Source organism: Halobacterium salinarum DSM 3754, assembly GCF_008124605.1.
Classification (GTDB): domain Archaea; phylum Halobacteriota; class Halobacteria; order Halobacteriales; family Halobacteriaceae; genus Halobacterium; species Halobacterium salinarum.
Genome location: NZ_VRYN01000001.1, coordinates 85,876 through 105,355, shown reverse-complemented (window position 1 = coordinate 105,355; position 19,480 = coordinate 85,876). Strand labels below are relative to the sequence as shown.

The 19,480-nt window shown below is 66.8% G+C and carries 19 protein-coding genes and 2 pseudogenes; 9 read left to right on the top strand and 12 right to left on the bottom strand.

The window, feature by feature from the left end; all coding sequences use genetic code 11:
* The first annotated feature begins 39 nt into the window (after positions 1–39).
* The 4 genes from gcvT to gcvPB all read left to right on the top strand — a co-directional run bounded on the left by gcvT (position 40) and on the right by gcvPB (position 4,531).
* Positions 40–1,131 (top strand): glycine cleavage system aminomethyltransferase GcvT, encoded by a 1,092-nt coding sequence (gcvT, locus tag APQ99_RS00510; RefSeq protein WP_010903168.1) that lies wholly within the window; start codon positions 40–42, stop codon positions 1,129–1,131.
* The gene (gene gcvH, locus APQ99_RS00505; protein ID WP_010903167.1) at positions 1,128–1,502 is read left to right on the top strand and encodes a glycine cleavage system protein GcvH; all 375 of its coding nucleotides are present in this window, start codon (positions 1,128–1,130) and stop codon (positions 1,500–1,502) included. The genes gcvT and gcvH overlap by 4 nt, the downstream gene beginning before the upstream one ends.
* 282 nt (positions 1,503–1,784) lie before the next feature.
* On the top strand, positions 1,785–3,110 hold the full coding sequence (gene gcvPA, locus APQ99_RS00500) for an aminomethyl-transferring glycine dehydrogenase subunit GcvPA (protein ID WP_010903166.1): 1,326 nt from the start codon (positions 1,785–1,787) through the stop codon (positions 3,108–3,110).
* Entirely contained in the window at positions 3,110–4,531 is a 1,422-nt protein-coding gene (gene gcvPB / locus APQ99_RS00495) for an aminomethyl-transferring glycine dehydrogenase subunit GcvPB (RefSeq protein WP_010903165.1), read from the top strand. Before gcvPA ends, gcvPB begins: the two co-directional genes overlap by 1 nt.
* 10 nt (positions 4,532–4,541) lie before the next feature.
* Here gcvPB and APQ99_RS00490 read toward each other — a convergent pair whose 3' ends face one another.
* Positions 4,542–4,973 carry a Tfx family DNA-binding protein gene (locus APQ99_RS00490; RefSeq protein ID WP_010903164.1) on the bottom strand — a complete coding sequence of 144 codons (432 nt, stop codon included), beginning with the start codon at positions 4,971–4,973 and terminating at the stop codon, positions 4,542–4,544.
* Between the two features lie 60 nt (positions 4,974–5,033).
* Here APQ99_RS00490 and APQ99_RS00485 point away from each other — a divergent pair, with 60 nt between their 5' ends.
* Both APQ99_RS00485 and APQ99_RS00480 read left to right on the top strand, forming a co-directional pair.
* Complete coding sequence (locus APQ99_RS00485; protein WP_010903163.1) at positions 5,034–5,963, top strand: extracellular solute-binding protein; 930 nt, start codon at positions 5,034–5,036, stop codon at positions 5,961–5,963.
* Positions 5,960–6,769: an ABC transporter permease gene (locus APQ99_RS00480; protein WP_010903162.1), complete on the top strand. Its 810-nt coding sequence runs from the start codon at positions 5,960–5,962 to the stop codon at positions 6,767–6,769. Before APQ99_RS00485 ends, APQ99_RS00480 begins: the two co-directional genes overlap by 4 nt.
* Before the next feature lie 17 nt (positions 6,770–6,786).
* On the opposite strand, the gene APQ99_RS12470 is transcribed toward APQ99_RS00480, so the two are convergent.
* Entirely contained in the window at positions 6,787–6,960 is a 174-nt protein-coding gene (locus APQ99_RS12470; RefSeq protein ID WP_010903161.1) for a DUF7838 family putative zinc beta-ribbon protein, read from the bottom strand.
* Between the two features lie 218 nt (positions 6,961–7,178).
* Between APQ99_RS12470 and APQ99_RS00475 the strand changes: the two are divergent.
* Positions 7,179–7,430: pseudogene (locus tag APQ99_RS00475) on the top strand (transposase); the annotation flags it as partial.
* A 553-nt stretch (positions 7,431–7,983) separates the two neighbouring features.
* Here the strand turns inward: APQ99_RS00475 and APQ99_RS00470 are convergent.
* Positions 7,984–8,397 (bottom strand): hypothetical protein, encoded by a 414-nt coding sequence (locus APQ99_RS00470; protein WP_010903159.1) that lies wholly within the window; start codon positions 8,395–8,397, stop codon positions 7,984–7,986.
* Between the two features lie 438 nt (positions 8,398–8,835).
* On the opposite strand from APQ99_RS00470, the pseudogene APQ99_RS12720 reads away from it, so the two are divergent.
* Both APQ99_RS12720 and APQ99_RS00460 read left to right on the top strand, forming a co-directional pair.
* Positions 8,836–9,108: pseudogene (locus tag APQ99_RS12720) on the top strand (transposase); the annotation flags it as partial.
* Positions 9,109–9,433: 325 nt separating this feature from the next.
* Entirely contained in the window at positions 9,434–11,290 is a 1,857-nt protein-coding gene (locus APQ99_RS00460; RefSeq protein WP_136361500.1) for a DUF262 domain-containing protein, read from the top strand.
* 66 nt (positions 11,291–11,356) lie between these two features.
* On the opposite strand, the gene cbiZ is transcribed toward APQ99_RS00460, so the two are convergent.
* Genes cbiZ through APQ99_RS00415 form a run of 9 tightly spaced genes read right to left on the bottom strand, consistent with a single transcriptional unit; the run spans position 11,357 to position 19,473 of the window.
* The gene (cbiZ, locus tag APQ99_RS00455) at positions 11,357–12,052 is read right to left on the bottom strand and encodes an adenosylcobinamide amidohydrolase CbiZ (protein WP_010903156.1); all 696 of its coding nucleotides are present in this window, start codon (positions 12,050–12,052) and stop codon (positions 11,357–11,359) included.
* A complete protein-coding gene (gene cobD / locus APQ99_RS00450) occupies positions 12,045–13,055 on the bottom strand; it encodes a threonine-phosphate decarboxylase CobD (RefSeq protein WP_010903155.1) in 1,011 nt (336 codons plus the stop codon). The genes cbiZ and cobD overlap by 8 nt, the downstream gene beginning before the upstream one ends.
* A 17-nt stretch (positions 13,056–13,072) precedes the next feature.
* Entirely contained in the window at positions 13,073–13,642 is a 570-nt protein-coding gene (locus APQ99_RS00445) for an NTP transferase domain-containing protein (RefSeq protein ID WP_010903154.1), read from the bottom strand.
* Positions 13,642–14,385: an adenosylcobinamide-GDP ribazoletransferase gene (cobS, locus tag APQ99_RS00440; protein WP_012289358.1), complete on the bottom strand. Its 744-nt coding sequence runs from the start codon at positions 14,383–14,385 to the stop codon at positions 13,642–13,644. Before cobS ends, APQ99_RS00445 begins: the two co-directional genes overlap by 1 nt.
* Entirely contained in the window at positions 14,382–15,308 is a 927-nt protein-coding gene (locus tag APQ99_RS00435) for a CobD/CbiB family cobalamin biosynthesis protein (RefSeq protein ID WP_010903152.1), read from the bottom strand. Before APQ99_RS00435 ends, cobS begins: the two co-directional genes overlap by 4 nt.
* On the bottom strand, positions 15,305–15,922 hold the full coding sequence (locus tag APQ99_RS00430) for an HAD family hydrolase (protein ID WP_049892512.1): 618 nt from the start codon (positions 15,920–15,922) through the stop codon (positions 15,305–15,307). Before APQ99_RS00430 ends, APQ99_RS00435 begins: the two co-directional genes overlap by 4 nt.
* A gap of 38 nt (positions 15,923–15,960) precedes the next feature.
* On the bottom strand, positions 15,961–17,499 hold the full coding sequence (locus APQ99_RS00425; protein WP_010903150.1) for a cobyric acid synthase: 1,539 nt from the start codon (positions 17,497–17,499) through the stop codon (positions 15,961–15,963).
* A 1-nt stretch (position 17,500) separates the two neighbouring features.
* A complete protein-coding gene (locus tag APQ99_RS00420; protein WP_049892603.1) occupies positions 17,501–18,124 on the bottom strand; it encodes a cob(I)yrinic acid a,c-diamide adenosyltransferase in 624 nt (207 codons plus the stop codon).
* A 50-nt stretch (positions 18,125–18,174) separates the two neighbouring features.
* Positions 18,175–19,473, bottom strand: a complete 1,299-nt coding sequence (locus APQ99_RS00415; RefSeq protein WP_012289356.1) for a cobyrinic acid a,c-diamide synthase — start codon at positions 19,471–19,473, stop codon at positions 18,175–18,177.
* Positions 19,474–19,480: the final 7 nt, after the last annotated feature.

Genomic DNA, 19,480 nt, shown 5'->3' with positions numbered 1-19,480 from the left:
TTACGAAAGCCTTACTTCCCGGGACGCGACGGGCCACGTATGGGTCTTCGAACGTCGCCGCTGCACGGCCGACACGAGGACCGCGGCGCCTCCTTCACGGAGTTCGGCGGCTGGAACATGCCCGTCGACTTCGACGGGATCCAGGCGGAGCACGCCGCGGTTCGGGAGGCCGCGGGCATCTTCGACGTCTCGCACATGGGCGAGATCGAGGTGTCCGGGCCGGACGCCGAACGACTGATGCAGCGACTGACCACGAACGACGTGTCGCGTCTCGACCCCGGGGACGCACAGTACGCCGCCATCACCGACGATGACGGCATCATGATCGACGACACCGTGGTCTATCGCACCCCCGCCGACTGGCCCGGCGCGTTCCTGTTCGTACCCAACGCCGGCCACGACGCGGCGGCGTTCGACCGGTGGACCGACCACCGGGACGCCCACGACCTCGACGCGTCCGTCGACAACGTCACCACGGACTACGGAATGGTGGCCGTCCAGGGGCCGGACGCGCCCGACCTGGTCGCGGCGCGCGCCGGCGATGGCGTCCACGACCTCGGACGCTTCGAGGCCGCGACCGTCGGCGTCGCGGGCGTCGAGTGCCTCGTGGCGAACACCGGCTACACGGGCGAAGCGGGCGTCGAGATCGTGTTCCCGGCCGACGGCGCGGGCGCGGTCTGGGACGCCATCGCGAACGACTGCCAGCCCTGCGGGCTCGGCGCGCGGGACACCCTCCGCATGGAGCATGGCTTCCTGCTGTCCGGGCAGGACTTCGACCCCGAGGAGAACCCGCGGACGCCGTTCGAGGCGGGCATCGGCTTCGCCGTCGCGCCGGAGTCGGGGTTCGTCGGGCGGGACGCGCTCGCCGACACGGACAGCCCCGAACAGCAGTTCGTGGGGCTGACACTGGACGAGCGTGGCGTCCCGCGGCACGGCTACGCCGTCACGACCCCTGCTGGGGACGAGATCGGAACCGTCACCAGCGGGACGATGAGTCCCACCCTGGGCGAGCCCATCGGGCTCGGATACGTCGACAGCGCGCACGCCGCCGACGGCACGACTGTTGCGGTGCGGATCCGTGGCACCGACAAGCAAGCAACCATCACGACACCACCCTTCCTCGACCAATGAGCTTCGACGTTCCTGACGACCTGCAGTATCTCGAATCACACGAATGGATCGACCCTGCGACCGGCCGCGTCGGCATCAGCGAGTTCGCCCAAGACGAACTCGGCGATGTCGTGTTCGTGGAGCTGCCGAGCGTCGGCGACGCGCTCGACCAGCACGACGAGCTCGGCGTCGTCGAGTCTATCAAGGCGGTTTCGGACCTGTACGCGCCCGTTTCGGGCGAGGTGACGGCGGTCAACGACGCCCTGACGAACGAGCCGGAGTTGGTCAACGAGGCCCCCTTCGGCGACGGCTGGCTGGTCGAGATCGACTTCGACAGCGACGACCTCGAAGCGACGCTTGACTCCGACGACTACCGCGCACAGATCGCGTGACGGCGGGCACACAGTCCAGCCGGCTTCGGCGCCGGCGGTGATCGCGTCGGCATCGCTGCCGGCCGCCACGAGACTGGGCGTCGCGCGCCCACGGAACAGTCCACTACACCGCGTGTTTGTGTACAGCCGCCCCTCACCGCAGCCAAGTATGCATGTACTTGCATATTTTCGCGGGGTGCGACGTTCCGGAACCGGGGGAATCTTTACCACAGGGTCGTAACGTCGGCTCATGAGAGCCATCGGAACCGTCGGCGTCGCGGCCGGGAGGCAACGGACCCAACGATGAGCGGCAGCCCGTACGCGTCCCCAAGCGAGGCGGACACCGACGCGATGCTCGACGCGGTCGGCGTCGACAGGGTCGACGAGCTGTTCGACATCCCCCCGGAAGTGAGCTTCGACGGCGAGTTCGGCATCGACGCGAAATCCGAGCAGGCAGCGCTTCGCGGTGTCAGGCGGCGGCTGTCGGACAACGACGACCTCACGGAGTTCCTCGGGCGCGGCCACTACGAACACTACGTGCCGTCGCTGGTGGACAGCGTCTCCCAGCGCTCGGAGTTCATCACCTCCTACACCCAGTACCAGCCCGAGATCACACAGGGGTTCCTCCAGGTGTTGTTCGAGTACCAGAGCCTCCTGGTTGAGCTCACCGGACTGGGGGTTGCGAACTGCTCGATGTACGACGCGGCGACCGCGCTCGCCGAGGCCGCGCTGCTCGCCAAGCGCGTGCGCGCCGCCGACGGCAACCGCGTCCTCGTTCCCGGCTTCGTCCGGGACAGCCACGTCGACGTGCTCCGGAACTACACGAGCGGGTCGGACGTGGTGGTCGAACGGTACGCCACCGACGCCGGCAACGTTGATCTCGACGCACTCGAGGCGGCGATGGACGCCGACGTCGTGATGGTGTACGCCGAGAACCCGACGACGTGTGGCACCGTCGAGGAGCAGCTGTGCGCCGTCGGCGACCTCGCGGACAGCCACGACGCGCTGTTCTGTCTGGGCTCGGACCCGGTCGCGATGTCGATCCTGCAGCGGCCGGTCGACGTGGGCGCGGACGTCGTCGTCGGCGACGCCAGCGTGCTCGGGATGCCCACGAGCTACGGCACCGGGTTGGGTGTGTTCGCCACCCGCAAGGAGTTCCTCCGGCAGGTCCCCGGCCGGCTCGTCGGTGCCAGCGAGGACGACGCCGGCACGCGGGCGTTCACCCTCACGCTCCAGACCCGCGAGCAACACATCCGCAAGGAGCGCGCCACGTCGAACATCTGCACGAACCAGGCGTGGGTCGCGCTCCGGGCCGCGATCCACGCGGCGTGGCTGGGTGCCGACGGGCTCGTCGACCTCGCCGAGCGCATGGTCGAGTTGCCCCGTGATCTCGCCGCGCGCCTCGACGACGTTTCGGGGGTGACGGCGCCGGTCCACGACGACCGCCACCACATCCGGGAGTTCCAGGCCCGCACCGAACAACCCGCGCCCGCCGTCGCCAGCGCGCTTGAGGCCGAGGGGTTCGGGGTCCACGCCGTCGACGACCACACCATCCAGGTGTGTGTTACGGACGCCAACGAGCACGCGACCGACGCGTTCGTTGCTGCGGTCCGGGAGGTGAGTGAGTGATGGAGCACTACGAACAGGCCCGCTACGCGCCCGCCGAGGGGGAGACGAACGAGCCGCTGCTCAGCGAGAACGACCAGACCACCGTCTCGGTCGACCCCTCGCTGCCCGACGACCTGACCCGGGACACCGTCGAGTTGCCGTCGCTTGAGGAGCCCGAGCTGGCCCGCCACTACGTCCGGCTGAGCCAGCAGAACTACGGCGTCGACTCCGGCCCCTATCCGCTCGGCTCCTGCACGATGAAGTACAACCCCCGGTTCACCGAGGACGCCGCCGCGCTCCCCGCGGCCGCGGTTCATCCGGATCGCTCGGAGACCGCCCTCCAGGGCACGCTGGCCGTCATGCACGACCTCCAGGACTACCTCGGGCGCATCGGCGGCATGGATGCGGTCACCCTCCAGCCGCCGGCCGGGGCTGCCGGCGAGTTCACCGGCATCCTGATCGCGGAGGCCTACCACGAGGCCACCGACGGCGGCCACCGCAACGAGGTCATCGTCCCGGACGCCGCACACGGCACGAACTTCGCGTCGGCCGCGCTCGGCGGCTACGACGTCATCGAATTGCCGTCCGGCGACGACGGCCGCGTCGACCTCGACGCGCTCGAAGCCGCGCTCGGGGAGAACACCGCCGCGTTGATGTTGACGAACCCGAACACGCTGGGACTGTTCGAGCGCGACATCGAACCCATCGCGGAGATGGTCCACGACGCCGGCGGGCTGCTGTACTACGACGGCGCGAACCTGAACGCCCTGCTGGGGCGCGCACGCCCCGGCGACATGGGCTTCGACATCATGCATTTCAACGTCCACAAGACGTTCGCCACCCCCCACGGCGGCGGCGGGCCGGGGGCGGGGCCTGTGGGCGTTACCGACGAGCTCGCGGGGTTCCTCCCGGACCCACACGTCAGGCAGTCCGCGGGCGGCGACTACGAGCTGTACACGCCCCCGCGATCAATCGGGAAGGTCCACGGGTTCCAGGGCAACTGGCCGGTGCTCGTGAAGGCGTTCGCGTACATCGACCGCCTGGGGGACAGCGGGCTCGCCGACGCCTCCGCGAAGGCCGTGCTGAACGCGAACTACCTCGCCGACCAACTCGACTACGAGATCCCGCTGGGGCCGTTCCACCACGAGTTCGTCGCGAGCGCGGGCGACCAGGACGCCGCCGACGTCGCCAAGCGCATGCTCGACTACGGGGTCCATCCGCCGACGACGAAGTGGCCCGAGCTCGTCGCGGAGGCGCTGATGACCGAGCCAACCGAGACCGAGAGCAAACGCACGCTCGATGACCTCGCGGACGCGTTCAACGCTGTCGCCGGCGACGACGACGCGGCGCTTGCGGACGCGCCCAGTCGCACGACTGCGCGCCGCATCGACCAGACGGCCGCCGCCCGCAACCCGCGGTTGTCCTGGCACGACCTGGACTAACCGGCGGCGCTCACTGCGGTGTGTCCCCGACGTGCACCGACACATCGCCGTCGGCCGTCAGCCCCACTGTGATCGGGGCTTCGAGCTGGTTTTTCGTCGTGTGGTCGCCCAGCGTCTCGTACAACGAGAGATACAGCTCGGGCCGACAGTGCGCGATCTTCAGGTCGGCCTCGTCACCGTGCGCGTAGACGGCCTCCACCAGCGCGTCGAAGCGCTCGCCGGCCGGCACCGTGAACTGGATCGGTGCCTGCAGTGTGTCCGCAAGCCGGAGGGTCCGGCGCGCCTGCTCGATGTTCGTGCGGGCGGCGCGCTCGATGGCGCTGATGTTCGCGTCCGTGGTGCCGAGTCGGTCCGCGATCTCCTGTTGGGTGTCCCCCTGCTCGCGGAGCGTGAGCACCTCCACCTGCCGCTCGGTCAACACCGTGTCGTCGGCTGTGAGCACACGCGGTCAAACAAAACCAGTTGAGTTAGCCTTATCGGTCAATGAGAACGAGTTGTGTTCATGACGGGCACCGCACCAGTATCGCGGCGGCAGTACCTGGGGACCGCCGGCGCGATCATCGGAACCACTGCGGGCTGTCTCACCGGCGCTGACGCGTCGATCCACGTGTTGGCGGCGGGCAGCCTCACATCCACCATCGAGGACCACATCCGGCCGGCCTTCGAGGACGCCACCGACCACACCCTCCGGCCCGAATACCACGGCTCGACGACCCTGCTGCAGTTGATCAGCGACGGCACCAAACACCCCGATGTCGCCATCAGCGCGGACGCCACGCTGTTGCGAACGCGGCTGTTCGACGCCCACGCCGACTGGGCCCTGGAGTTCGCGTCCAACCGCCTGGGCATCTGTTACGTGCCCTCGACGCCGCTTGGCCGCCGTCTCGCGGCGGGAACGCCGTGGTGGCGGGCCGCCGTGGACGCCGCGCCCGACACCATCGCGGTCAGCGACCCCGCACTCGACCCGCTGGGGTACCGCACGCTGATGGCGTTCACGCTCGCCGCCACCGCCCACGACGCGCCGGACCTGCGCGCGGACCTCGACCCCGCAACGGTCACCAAACCGAGCGAGTCCCAGCTGCTGGCGGACGTCGAAACCGGCAACCACGCCGCCGCGGTCGTCTACGAGAACATGGCCCTCGACCACGACCTCCCGTTTCTCGGTTTCCCGGACGCGTACAACTTCGCCGCCCCGGAGCGCGCCGACCATTACGCGTCCGCGACCTACACGACCGACGATGGCACCCGCATCCACGGCCGCCCGATCACCTACGCGACGACCGTGCTGAACGACGCATCGAACACCGCGGGCGGCCGCGCATTCGTGCGATTCCTCGCAGCCAATCCCGACATGGTTCGCGACGCCGGGCTGGCGGTCCCCGAGTCACTCCCCACCCATCAGGGCGCGCTCCCCGACGCGCTTGAGCGATGACCGCGGGCACCCCCATCGGCGAAGCCACCAGACGCCACTGGCTGCCCGTCGCCCTCGGCGCGGTGCTGGTGGCGTACCTGGTCGTGCCGTTCGTCGCGTTCCTCGCGCACACCGGCGCTGCCGACATCGGCAGCCAGCTCACGGCCCCCGATGCACGCGCCGCCATCCGCACCTCGCTGGCCACCGCCACGGCCGCCACGGTCTTGGCGACCGTGTTCGGCGTGCCGCTGGCGTACACCCTCGCCCGCGCAACCTTCCCCGGGAAGCGCCTCGTGAACGGCCTGGTCGTGCTCCCGCTCGTGGTGCCGCCGCTGGTCGGCGGCACGATGCTGCTCACGGTCGTCGGGCGGTTCACCCCGCTGGGCGCGTGGGCCGCCGCGGCCGGCGTCCCGCTCACGAACAGCGCCATCGGTGTCGTGCTCGCGCAGACGTTCGTCGCCGCGCCGTTCCTCGTGGTCGCCGCGCGCTCGGGGTTCGACGGCGTCGACCCGCGCTTCGAGGACGCCGCCCGGTCGCTTGGCCGCGGCCCGCTTGCGACGTTCTGGACGGTGTCGATCCCGCTGGCCCGGCCCGCCATCCTCGCCGGGATCGTGCTGACGTTCGCGCGCGCACTCGGCGAGTTCGGCGCGACGATGATGGTCGCGACCACCCCCCGGACCGTGCCGATCCGCATCTGGATCGCGTTCCGCAGCGACGGCATCGACGCCGTCGTTCCGCTGGCGGTCGCGTTGCTGGTGATCACGCTGTTCGTCGTTGGGGCCGTTCACCGCCTCGGCGAACAGGCGGCCGCAGTGCCCCCCGAGTAAGCAGTGTCGGCGGCGAGCTACGCTGTCGCCGTCGAGATGTCGTCGTCGGCGGCGATCCGGATGAACCCGTATTCGCAGTCCGGACACGACCATTTCGTCTTCAGGCCGAGGTGGACGTTCATCGCTGCGGTCCGGTAGAACGCGCGTTCGGCCTCGCAGTTCGGGCAGTGGTGGTCGAGTTCAGTGGCCATACTGTTGGGTGGCGAACCCACGCAATTGAACGTACTGATTCAGCGGCCGTGTACCTCGCTGTTGGCCGGCCCGCACGCACGCGGTAGCCAACAGCATAAACCACAAATCACGATACAGATAGAGTGGGCTCCGTAGTTGAGGCCGGTCATCTCAGTGTGTATGGCGTGCGTAGGTTCGGGGAATCCCAAAGAGATCAGCGACGGACAGACGAAGACGACACCTCACTGGGTACGGCTCCCGGTGGGAAGCAGATAGCGGCTACAAGCCCATCAAACGGTTCATGGCCGCCACAACGCCGAAACACTTCGGCCTGCGGTTCTTCTACTTCGGGTTCGCGTGTCTCTCGTACTCGATCTGGCGGGCCGCTGATTTGCTCGTACAGGTGGAGTCGACCGGTGCGTATGAACACTCGTCGATCGTGACGGCTGAGAACACGCTGACGCTGGTGGAGAAGGAGACAGAGATCGGATCCTATCGGAACTCTCTGGTCGTAGTCGCCCGGGACCTATCTGGCAGCACTATCCGGAGTCTCAAAACTCTCCTGAATTAGTTACGCACCAAACAAGAACGCCGGTTTAGCGCGCAATCTGAAGCAGATACTGCTCGACGATACGGCCGATACTACGCATCACAGGCCCGCTATACCCACTGTAGTCTCAACTCCCAGCGTGATCGAGCGGACGAATCCACACCGGGGATCACTTGCACAACCTGAGAGGTCAATCGACACTGACCCAGGGATGCCTGCCTGAGTTGCGGAAGATATCGATGTCTAGTGATGATAACATAAGCTGATTGGATAATTTACTTTCTGTGGGTGAAGGCATACCTCTACCTGAAGAAATAGTTGCGTCTGGCGACGTAATGTCAGTATAATTATCACTAAGGCCACATGAAGTAACTCCTGGAGAGGCCGACGCGTCTTAGAAGACAAGCGAAAGTCATCTTCGGTGTAGATCTCTGAAAGCAATTCTCGCCACGGCCTCCTCGCTTCCCGACTTCACTCATCTAGCCCATATCAGTTAGACAATCGCGACACGGAGATAGTACCATTCCTCGTTGTACTTCACGTACTTCGTCCGGTCTTTGTCCTGGAACTCGAATACATCCTGTTCCGCGTTACAAGAGCAGTTGTACGACTTCAGAAAGACGCGCTGTTGGCTCTCGTTTAGCTCGGAGAAGATCTCCCTGTTACTCTCATTGACTCGTTTTGCAGTCGATTCACCCACCTTACTGGTCGACAACAGATTGTCACCTTGTTGGGGTTCTTTACTCGTGGATGTCGTGTCTTCCGCTGTTGTTGTAGTTGAGGTGACCGTTGGAGATGTAGTGGGTGCCGTACTCGCTGTTGGTGTTCCACTCTGCGTCCCAGAACAGCCGGCAAGGGCTATGCTACTAACGACCAGAGCGGCTATAAGAACGATTCGCGGACGCATATGCTGAAATAATCTACAATATGATAAATACTTTCGGATGATGGGGGAATCATCCGTAATTCATTGACGGGGACACTTGAGCAGGCCATGGCTGGTGGCCTGCTTGTGATATACCGCCCACCGCACTCTTCTGGGATGGATTCACTGAAGTAATGCCTTCGAGGTAGTTCAGGACGGACTGCCGAATCAGCACGTCAGACTGGGGAGGACACTGGACAATGCCTGAATGCCCCCATATAGGACCTCAGACCACCTGCATCCTATTGTCCAGCTCTTCGTTACATATCTATATCAGGCGGCACAGATTTTCCGGCCCACACACCAATATTAATACCACTAATAAAGTAAAAAACCGAATAGTAGTTAAAATAAATATATAGGGAGTTATTCACCCTCTATTTTTGATGATTGGGGCAAACTGGGTCAGATCAAATACTACTCGGCCACGCGCATCACGAACATCTCCGCGACCTCCCCATCCAGCAGATACGCGAGATGTACCGACAGGCCGCACGTCGACTCTTAGGTCAGGTTTCGGAGACTGAGGAGTTCTACCGGGCTGGCATCGTTGCTATCGACGTTCCCGAGTCCGACCCGTTCACTGGCGATCGAGCGGGCGATGAAGACGAGATTATTGGGACCAAAGAGAACACCGACGAGTCTCCCTACCAGTGGGCACCCGTCCGGCTGATCGGGAATACTGTTCGGATAGGACGCTTCGAGCGCCTGCTCGCCGTTCCGAACGGAGAACCACGCTGTGGACCGCACTAGCGTGGCGCGATTCAGACGTCGCTGACGCCGTGGGCTATCTTGTAATTACAAGTGGTACTTATACCTCGGTAAACGCTGAATAAGCGTGAATAGATTCACTGAGCACGATATAACACCTGCATCACATAGAACTATTTATTATCCTGCGTTGCAACCTAGCCTACTCAATGAAGGTTTCCAGCAGTAGAACCGGAATTAACTACATAGTTGCTACGTCCAAGCCTTGCACTCAGTGCAACAGAGAGATCGGAGGGAGTCCTAGCTGATGGGGTACCAGTCGACAACAATCGCTAGCATTGTTAACGACGTAAATTATAATTACTTAATGCCTGCGATACAGAGGGAGTTTGTGTGGGACAAAAACCAAATTCTAGATCTATTTGATTCTGTACTACGCGGATATCCCATTGGATCGTTCCTCTTTTGGAGAGTAAAAGGAGATTATGCTAAGGATAGAATAAAGTATGAGTTTGTCAAAAACTACATCGTAGATCCAATACATCCGGACGAGCTAGAAGATGTCAGATATCATAATAAGAGGTATAGAGACGACATCAATGGATCTCCTAACCGTATCAACCTGGTTTTAGATGGGCAGCAACGCCTCACCTCGTTTTTTATAGGACTCAAAGGGACATTAACCACAAAAAAGCACAACAAACGGCGAAGTCGCACAGAATCCTGGGAAAAGAAGCAGCTGTACTTGAACGTTTTGTCGCCCACTAACGAGGAAGTGAACGAGAGAAGATACCAGTTTGAGTTTAAGACTCCAAATCCACAACATTCTAAAGGAGAGTACTGGTATAAAGTGCAAAACATTTTGGACGTGACTGATTTCACTGAAGAAAGTGAGAAACTAATAAGCGAAATAGAAGAAATGGATGAAATAAATGAAGAAACGGCACGGGGGCCAGTGAGCAAAAACATTAACAATTTATATAATTCAATACATGATAAAGAGGTAATTTCGTACTTTGAGGGAGAAGAAGAAAGTCAAGAAAAAGTGCTTGATATATTTTTGAGGGCTAATGAAGGCGGCACGCAGTTAAAGAAATCTGATATACTACTTTCAATTGCTACAGCCCATTGGAGTCGCGAGGATCAAACTAACAGTATTGTGGCAAGAGAAGAAATTCAGGCTCTTGTTGATAAACTAAACAAGCACGAATCAAGAGGGACCGTAGAATTTGACTCTAATTTTGTTCTTCGAGCTTTGATGTTGACTGGAGAGGTCTCCAGTCTCTCATTCTCTCTGTCTAATTTCACTAAGAGTACTCTGTCTAAAATGAAAGATGCTTGGATGAGTCCGGAGTTTGAAAAATCTCTTTTCCGTACTTTGGACTTGATGAAAAGTTATGGGTTTACGACTAGCCACATCCGCAGTAAAATCTCTCTATTACCGGTTATATACTATTTTTATTCCAATGGTAACCCTACTATCTCGTACGAGTCAAAACATGGTAAGGAGAATAGGCAGAAAATCCTCTACTGGATGTGCTCAATCGTAACCAACGGTGAACTCACAACTGGTGGAACAATCCAGACGATTCGAGGTGTGAGGAAAGCGTTGAGGGAATCACCTGCAAATGAATTCCCGCTCAATGAGATCGAGAGTACTTTGAATAATTATAATAAGTCGATGGGTTTCGACCGTGAAAATATAGAGAGGTGGTTCAATGACAGCTCTAAGAGTAACCGTGTCCTCCGTGTCGTACTTTCTCTCCTTTACTTCCCCAACGTGGCTAACGAGAATTATAGCTTTGAGGTAGATCATATATTCCCGAAGTCAAAATTAAAGAGTGATTATCTCGTCGATGAGGTCGGGATGTCGCGAGAAGAGGCTAGTAAAATTGAAAAGCTCCGAGATAACCCTGCAAACCTACAACTGATTAGGGAAAGGCCTAACCGGAAAAAATCTGATAAACCTCCTGCTGAATGGCTGCCGACGCGCTCCGATGACTATATGCAACGCCATCGGATCCCAGAGTCCAACGAGCTTTATGAGATCGAAAACGTTGGCGAGTTCCTGGAAGCGCGAAAAGATATGATCATCTCTGACCTGCTGAACCAGTCTCCAGACCGAAATAACATCTCGATGAACGACCAGGAAGACTTAATATAATCCTGACTCATATACAATTGTATTAATTATATATTTGTACGTTTGTTGACTACGCTCGGCGTATTATTACGGCCGAAACACGGCCGCCTGCACGTCCGTCGTCGTGCCGTGCGCGGCCGATTCCACCGAGTCGGGGCTGGCAGCGTCGCGGCTGTCGAGGCTGGCGCGCACGGCCTCCCGGACGCAGGCTCGGGTGGCAGCCCCCACGGGCGTTGCACTCCCGGAGTACGGCGCGGTTTCGCCGCCAGGGTCGCAGGCCACAACCACGGCGTCGCTGGTCGTGCCGGGGAACCCGGCGGTGGCGAGCAGCGTCGCGGCTTTTGCTTCTGCCGCGACCGCGACGAGGTTCGAGAGCGCGGCGTCGTCGAGCGCCCGGGTCGTCGCGGCGACGAGGTTCACCGTGCCCGGCGGTGCGCGCTTGGCGTCCGGGAGGGTGCCGCCGTCGGGGTCCATCGGGAGCGCGGCGGGGTTCGAGAGGCCGGCGGTCGCCGCGACCGCGACCGGGCCGCAGCGCGCGATGCGCGCGTGCTCCTGTGCGACGCCGGTGAGCAACACGGGGGCGTCGTCGCGGGGCGCGAAGCCCGCGGCTGCGAGGCGGTCGGTGACGTACTCATGGGTGCTGTCGGGGGCCCAGTCGTCGGGCACGGTGATGCTGTACGCGCGGTCCGCGCGCGTGTCGCCGCCGTTCCAGCCGGTCGAGAGCCACCGCGCGCCCGGGGCGGCGAGTTCGAGCACGCCGTCGTGCAGCGTCGTCTCAAACATCCGCCAGCGCCGCCAAGAGGCGGTCGTTCTCGTCGGGGGTGCGGACGGCGACCCGCACGTGGCTGTCGAGCCCTCGGAACGTGGTGGCGTCCCGGAGCCTGATGCCCTCGGCGCTGGCGGCGGCCATGACGGCGTCGACGGGCCGCGGACCGACATCGAGCAGGAGGAACGGCGCACTCGACGGATGCACGTCGAAGGCGTCGGACAGAGCGGCCCGCATGCGCGCCCGTTCGCTGGCGACGTGCCGCCGGGTTTCGGCGACGAACTCGGACTGGCGCATCGCGTGGGCACCCACGGCCGCGGCGGGCGCGCCGAGGTTCCACGTCCGGCGCGCCGTGCGGAGGGTCGTCAGGCGGTCGCCGACGGCCACCAGGAACCCCGCGCGCAGCCCGGGCAGCCCGAACAGCTTGGTGAGCGAGCGCGCGACCACGACCCCCGGGGTCCCGGCGATCGAGGGGGCGTCGGTGAACCCCAGGAACGCCTCGTCGACCAGCAGTTCGGTGTTTGCGGCCCGGCAGCGCGCGGCGAACGCGCGCAATGCGTCGTCGTCGTAGCGGTCGCCGGTGGGGTTGTTGGGGGTGCACGCGATCGCCAGCGTGTGCTCGCTGGGGTCGGCGTCGAGGAGGGCGTCGTGTGGCACGAAGACGGGCGTTGCGCCCTGCAGTTCGACCTCGCGGGCGTACTCGCTGAAGCTCGGGGCCGGCACGAGCACGGTGTCGCCGGGCGTGACACGGGTTTCGATGGCCAGCCGGATGCCGGCGAGACCGCCCGGCGTCTGCACGACGGTGTCCCGGGCGCAGTCAACGTGGTCGGCGGCGGCCGCCCGGAACGCGGGGTAGTCGTCGTCGGGGTAGCGGGCGGCGTCGTCGAGCGCGGCGGCGTACGCCGCTCGGGTGCCGGGGGGCGTCCGCGGGGTGGTGTTCGCGCTGAAGTCGAGCACGTCGGGGTCGTCGCTGCCGCCGTGGGCAACCCGGCCGGCGTCGCGGACGGCGTCAGGGTGCATTGTCGTGTGTCACGGGCTCACCGGGGGTGATTCCTGCGGTCGGTGGCCGCGAGCAGCCGCGCCGCCACCGCGGCGTCGGATCGGTGGTTCACGTTCACCGCGAGGCGCGCGTCGAAGCTCCGGTGGGTGGCCTCGGTGTCGCCCCCGCCGACGACGTTGACGCCGGTGGGCACCCACGCGTCGGCGTCGGCGTCAGTACTCACGCCGAGTTCGTGTTTCAGCGCTCGCGGGACGCACGCGCTCGTCGTCGCGCCGTCGGCGGCGGCGACCACGGTATCCACGACGGCGGGGGCCAGCAGTGGGAGGTCGGCGGCGACCGTCAGCACGGGCGTCCCGACCGCATCCAGTGCCGCCGTGAGGTCCGCCACGTAGCCGTCGCCCGGCGTCTCGATGAGCGACAGCGGCGTGGCCGCGAGGTGGGCTGCGGTGTCGGGCGCGTGCGGCGACACGGCGGCGTGGGTGGTGTCGATCCGGCCGGCGGCTTCGAGCGCCGCCCGGACGTGATCGACCATCGCGCGCCCGCCGACCTCGAACAGCGGCTTCTCGGCGGCGGCGTCCAGCCTGGTGCCGCGCCCGCCACACATCATCACAGCGTCCACACGACCACCCCCGCGTGGAGTCCGACCACGCGACTGACCTCGTTGACCGCGCCGAACACGTCGCCGTTCGCTCCGCCCAGCAGTCCCGTGAGCCAGCGCCGCGTCAGCGCGCCCGCGCCGACCGCGCCCGCCAGCGCGCCGGCCGCGGCCGGCGACGGCACGGACGCCAGGGCCACCGGGAGCGCGACACCCGCGACCGCTGGCAGCGCGCCGGGCGTCGCGTTCCCGGTGAACTGCGAGCCCAGCCCGTCGTGTGGGGCGTGCGCGAGACACGCCACCGCCGCCATGCTGGTTTTCGCGCCCACCTCGGTCGCGACGACGACCCCCACGGCGGTCCACGTTGGGAGGGCAGCCACACCCAGGCTGCCGGTCACCAGGCCGGCGACGACCACGACCACCGCGGCGATGGCGCCCACGCCGGTCGTCGTGTCCTTCAGCACCGTGCGACGGTCGGCGGGGTCGCCGTGCACCACCGCCGCGTCACCGGCGTCCGCGACGCCGTCGAGGTGGTTGATGCCGGTGACCGCGAACACCACGGCGAGGTACGCGAACGCGACCGTTCCGTGGGGGACGCCGCCCGCCAGCATCGGCACGGCGAGGAGCGCGCCGACGACGTAGCCCGCCAGCGGGAACGCCCACGGGGCGGTGATGAACGCCTCCCAGCGGGGTTCGCTGTACGCCACGGGCAGCCGCGTGAGGAAGCTCACCGCACCCAGGAGGGCGTCTCTCACAGCCCGCCACCTCCGGCGTAGACGACCGCCGCAGTGAGCGCGTACGCGAGGCCGCCCGCAGTGCTCACCACGCGGACGCCGCGCCGGCTCTCTGCCAGTCCGGGGAGCGCGGCGGCCTCGCGGAGCTCGTACACCCCGGGTTTCACCAGCCGGCAGTCCAGGACCGCCGCCAGCGTCGCCATCGGCCACCCGGAGTTGGGCGACGGGGGAGCGCCGGCGTCGGCGGCGGCCCGGGACACCGCAGCGGGGGCGCGGGCGGTGGCCGCGATCAGAACCGCGGCCAGCCGCGCCGGCACCCACATCACGGCGTCGTCGAGGCGCGCGCTCGCGGTGCCCACGCGCTTCGACCGGTAGCCGAGCATGGAGTCGAGCGTGTTCACGGCTTTCACCCACGCCGCGGCGGCCGCGCCCACGGGCAGCGACACGACCGCCGCGCCCACGGCGAACGCCGCCAGCGGCGCGACCAGGCCGTCAGCCAGGTTTTCGGCGGTGCTCTCGACGGCCGCGCTGCGCAGCTCGCCGGCCGACAGCGCGTCGGGATCGCGGCCCGCGAGCGCGCGCAGCCGGCGTCTGGCGGCGTCGAGGCTGTTCTCGGTTCTCGTGGCGGCGATGACGCCGCTTGCCTCCGCCAGCAGCATGCGCCGGCTGGTCGTCACGAACACCACGAGCCCGGCCACGACCGCGCCCGCCAGTGCGCTTCCCCAGGTCGCCACCGTGACTGCCGCCCAGACAGTGGCGGCGGCGGCAAGCGGCAACGCGATCGCGGCGAGCGCGCCCACGGCCAGCGGCCGCGTCCACGGTCGGTCGACGACACCGACAGCGCGCCCGAACCACGCCACGGGGTGGCAGCCGGCCGGCGGCTCCGCGATCGCGGCGTCGAGGGCGACCCCCACGGCGACCGCTCCCACGGCCGCCGCGGTCATGCGTCGTCGAGGGCAGCGGGCACGGCCTGGAGTGGGGTTTCGGTGAGCAACACCGCCCGCCCGCCCACTGCGGTGATGCCGCCGTCAGCCTCTGGGTCGTCGCCGATGTGCACCAGCGTTTCCGGCGGCGCATCCAGCGCGTCGGCGACCGCCTGGAAGGCGTTGGCGTGGGGTTTCCGCCAGCCACAGCCCACGCTCGTCACGACGGCGTCGAAGCGGTCGGCGAGGCCGGCCTGGGAGAGCGCGCGCTCGGCGAGGCCGGGGACACTGCAGTTCGAGAGCACCGCCACCGGGCCGCGCTCGGCGGCCGCCTCGACCGCGGCGGCCGCGCCGGGGCGACGCTGGACGGGCGTCTCGAAGGCGGCAAGCGTGGCCGCCCGGACCGTGTCCGAGGGCGCCTCAACCCCCCGGCTTTCGAGGGCGTCGGCGACGTGCGCGGACAGCGACCGCTCCATGCCCGGCGCGTGGTCGGCGTGTGGCTGCCGGTACGCCGCCGTCCAGTCGTCGGGCACCCGGACGCCGGCGGCGGCGAGCGCGTCCGCGACCGCGGTCGCCGGGGCTTCGGGCCGCGGCGCGTCCACGAGCGTCCCGAACAGATCAAACGACGTTGACACGGTAGAACGCTGGCCGCACGCGGACTTGAATCGGTCGGTCACGCGTCCGGGGCGGGGGGCACCCCGAGCGGGTCGAGGTCGACGTGCGCGTCGACGAGCGCGGCTGCCGCATCGGACGGCGACTGGTCAGGGGTGTCGGCGGGCGCGGGCTGTTCGACGCCGGCGGCCGCGAAGACGGCGTCCCGGAACCCCCTGCGTGCGGCGTCGTTCCCGAACAGCCCGTGGAGGTAGGTGCCGAGCACGCGCCCCCGGGCCGCGCTCGCCGGGCCGACCGGCTGGGGGACGCCGTCCGGCACGGTGGTTCGGCCCATGTGGATCTCGTAGCCGGTGACGGCGCCCGTTGCGCCGCCGAGCGCCCCACAGTCGGCGAGCTCTCGGGTGACCGCCTCGACGCGCTTGTCCGGCTGAAAGGCGGTCTCCACGGGGAGCACGCCAACGCCGTCGACGGCCCCGAGGTCGTCGGCCGTGGACTCCGTGGCGGCGTCGGTGATGCGGTCGCCGAGCATCTGGTAGCCGCCACACAGCCCGACGATCGGGCCGTCGAACGCGCGCAGCGCCCGCCCGAGGCCGGCCTCCCGGGCCGCCCGCAGGTCGTCGACGGTGTTCTTGGTGCCGGGGAGCACGACCGCGTCGGCCGCCGCCAGCGGCGCGTCCAGTGGCTGGTAGGCAACGCGGACGCCGGGCGTGCGCGCCAGCGGCGCGAGGTCAGTGAAGTTCGAGATGTGGGGGAGGTGTGGCACCGCCACCGTCACCGACGCCGCGTCGGGGACGCCGTCCTGGCCGCCGTCCACCACGCGCTCGCTGGGGTCCGGCAGTGACACGCTGTCCTCCGCGGGCAACCCCGGGTCGTCGTGCGGGATGACGCCGAGCACCGGCACGCCGGTGCGCGCTTCGATCTCGGTGATGCCGGGGTCGAGCAGCGACCGATCCCCGCGGAACTTCGTGATCACCGCGCCCGCCACCCGGTCGCGGATGTCGTCGGGCAGCAGCGCCAGCGTCCCGTGGAGGCTGGCGAACGCGCCGCCGCGCTCGATGTCCACGACGAGCAGGATGGTGGCGTCGGCGAACCGCGCGGTTTCGAGGTTCGCCAGATCGCGGTCGTGGAGGTTGAGCTCCGCGATGCTGCCGGCGCCCTCCGCGACCACCACGTCGTTGTCGGCGGCCAGGCGGGCGTGGGCCGCGGCCGCGGCGTCGCGGGCGTCCGCCCAGTGGGACTCGTAGTACGACCCCGCGCTGTAGTGGCCGACCGCCCGCCCGTCCACGACGAGTTGGCTCTCGGCGTCCCCGCGGGGCTTCAACAACACCGGGTTGTGGTCCGTCGACGCCGCCGTGCGGGCGGCCCGCGCCTGCACGTACTGGGACACGCCGATTTCACCCCACGGGTCGGCGGCTGGCGGCGCGCCGTCGGCCACCGGCACCGCGCGGGCGTTGTTGCTCATGTTCTGGGCCTTGAACGGCGCGACCGACAGCCCGCGGTCGGCGAGCAGCCGACAGAGCCCCGCCGCGACCGTGCTCTTCCCGACGTGGGAGGCGGTCCCCGCTACCAGGATCGTCCGGCAGTCCTCGCCCGCGGTCATCTCAGTACTCCGTCCCCTTGCGCGCGCCCTGCCCGTTCTCCATGGGGTGGCGTTGCTTCCGAACCTCCGTGACGAGGTCCGCGCGCTCGGTCACGAACGTCGGCTCCGTGTGCCCGCCCGTGAGCACCACCTCCAGGTCGTCGGGCTTGGTGTCGATGAGCGCCACCACGTCCTCGGGGTCGACCAGCCCGCGGTTGGCGGCGTACAACACCTCGTCCAGCACGAGCAAATGCACGCCCTCGGTGGGGTCGGCGTCGAGGGGCACCGCTCCGTCCACCCCGGTGGACGCGTCCACGATCTCCTGGGCGCGCGCGAGCCCGCCGTTCGCGCGGGCAGCGTGCTCGTCGTCGCTACTGCCGTCGTGGAACCCGTGCCAGCCGTAGTGGCCGGCGTTCTCGTAGGTGATCCCGGGCACCGCGTCGATGGCGGCGTACTCCCCGCGCACGTCCTCGACGGTGCCGGTCCCGCCTTTCATCAGCTGCACCACGTGCGTGCGGAAGCCGTGGCCGGCCGCCCGCATCGCCATCCCGAGGGCGGCCGTGGTTTTGCCCTTGCCGTCACCCCACCACACCTGCACGAGCCCGAACTCCGCGGGGGCGGTGGGCGTGATCTCGGCGGGCCGCATCGTGTCGGCGTCCTGTTCGTCGGCGGTCGTGGTGTCGTCGTCGGTGGCTGTCATAATGCATCGAGAAAGGCGTCGAACGCGGTGCTCTCGGGGTGGACGTGGGCGTACGTGCCCAGCGTCCGGTACTCGGTGAGTCCGTCGTGGTCGCCGTCGATGCCGTCGCCGCGCTCGACGGCGAACGCGAAGCGCGCGTCGCTGGCCACGGTGGCCGCGGAGTAGTGGAACTCGTGGCCACGCAGCGTCGCCCCGGAGCCGGCGGTGAGGGTGTCCCCGGTCGCCCGGAGCTCGACGTGGTCCAGCGCCTGATAGCGGTCCTGCATCCGCACGTCAGCGGGCAACACGCCCGCCATCTCGGCGGTGTCGCCGTCGGTCGTCGTCAGCGATTCGGCCAGCGCCATGAGGCCGCCACACTCACCCAACACCGGCAGGCCGTCGGCGGCCCGCGCGCCCAGCGTGTCCAGGGCGGGCGCGTCGGCGAGGGCGTCCGTGTGCAACTCGGGGTACCCCCCGGGCAGGTAGACCCCATCGCAGGCCGGCAGGTCGTCGCCCGCAACCGGCGAGAACGTGACCACGTCGGCGCGCTCGCGGAGGCGCTCGCGGGTCGCCGGATACGCGAAACAGAACGCCGCGTCGTCCGCGACCGCGACCGTCTGGCCGGTGTCCGGGGCCGGATCGTGGGCCGGCGGGCGCGGCGGCGTTCGCGCCACGTCCGCGATGCGCTTGGCGGCGACGTGGGCGGCGGCGGCGTCCACGGCGTCGTCGTCGATCGCCGCTTCCGAGCCCATGTGGAGGCCGAGGTGGCGGTCCGGGACGTCCAAGTCGTCCCGCGGCGGGACGCGCCCGAAGTACGTGAGGCTGTCCGGGAGGGCGTCCCGGATCCCGTCGGCGTGGCGGCCGCCGTGGGCGCGCTGCGCGAGCACGCCCGCCACGTCCACGTCGACGGATGCTTCGGCGGCGTACGCCTGGAACCCCAGTGCCGTGGCGGCGACGCTCTGCATGCCCGCGCTGGCGTCCACGACGAGCACCACCGGGAGGTCGAGCTCGCTCGCGACGCGCGCGGTGCTGGCCACGGAGCCGTCGTACAGCCCCATCATGCCTTCGACCACGCAGACGTCGCCGTCCCCCTGGTGGTACGTCCGGCGCATGCCGTCGGTCCCGGACAACCACGGGTCAAGCGACCGCGAGGGCGTGCCCACGACCGGCTCGTGGTGGCTCGGGTCGATGAAGTCGGGGCCGGCCTTCGCCGGCTGCACGTCGTGTCCGGCGTCGGCGAGCGCCCGCGCGACCGCCAGCGTCGCCACCGTCTTTCCGACGCCGGACGCCGTCCCGCCCAGCACGACGCCGTCCATCCCGCTT

Coding starts and splice junctions, on each gene's coding strand:
- APQ99_RS00425 (WP_010903150.1), bottom strand. CDS start 17,499: ATGACCGCGGGCGAGGACTGCCGGACGATCCTGGTAGCGGGGACCGCC.
- gcvH (WP_010903167.1), top strand. CDS start 1,128: ATGAGCTTCGACGTTCCTGACGACCTGCAGTATCTCGAATCACACGAA.
- gcvT (WP_010903168.1), top strand. CDS start 40: ATGGGTCTTCGAACGTCGCCGCTGCACGGCCGACACGAGGACCGCGGC.
- APQ99_RS00420 (WP_049892603.1), bottom strand. CDS start 18,124: ATGCGGCCCGCCGAGATCACGCCCACCGCCCCCGCGGAGTTCGGGCTC.
- APQ99_RS00415 (WP_012289356.1), bottom strand. CDS start 19,473: ATGGACGGCGTCGTGCTGGGCGGGACGGCGTCCGGCGTCGGAAAGACG.
- APQ99_RS00470 (WP_010903159.1), bottom strand. CDS start 8,397: ATGCGTCCGCGAATCGTTCTTATAGCCGCTCTGGTCGTTAGTAGCATA.
- APQ99_RS00435 (WP_010903152.1), bottom strand. CDS start 15,308: ATGACCGCGGCGGCCGTGGGAGCGGTCGCCGTGGGGGTCGCCCTCGAC.
- gcvPA (WP_010903166.1), top strand. CDS start 1,785: ATGAGCGGCAGCCCGTACGCGTCCCCAAGCGAGGCGGACACCGACGCG.
- gcvPB (WP_010903165.1), top strand. CDS start 3,110: ATGGAGCACTACGAACAGGCCCGCTACGCGCCCGCCGAGGGGGAGACG.
- APQ99_RS00445 (WP_010903154.1), bottom strand. CDS start 13,642: ATGATGTGTGGCGGGCGCGGCACCAGGCTGGACGCCGCCGCCGAGAAG.
- cobD (WP_010903155.1), bottom strand. CDS start 13,055: ATGCACCCTGACGCCGTCCGCGACGCCGGCCGGGTTGCCCACGGCGGC.
- APQ99_RS12470 (WP_010903161.1), bottom strand. CDS start 6,960: ATGGCCACTGAACTCGACCACCACTGCCCGAACTGCGAGGCCGAACGC.
- APQ99_RS00460 (WP_136361500.1), top strand. CDS start 9,434: ATGGGGTACCAGTCGACAACAATCGCTAGCATTGTTAACGACGTAAAT.
- APQ99_RS00480 (WP_010903162.1), top strand. CDS start 5,960: ATGACCGCGGGCACCCCCATCGGCGAAGCCACCAGACGCCACTGGCTG.
- APQ99_RS00485 (WP_010903163.1), top strand. CDS start 5,034: ATGACGGGCACCGCACCAGTATCGCGGCGGCAGTACCTGGGGACCGCC.
- cbiZ (WP_010903156.1), bottom strand. CDS start 12,052: ATGTTTGAGACGACGCTGCACGACGGCGTGCTCGAACTCGCCGCCCCG.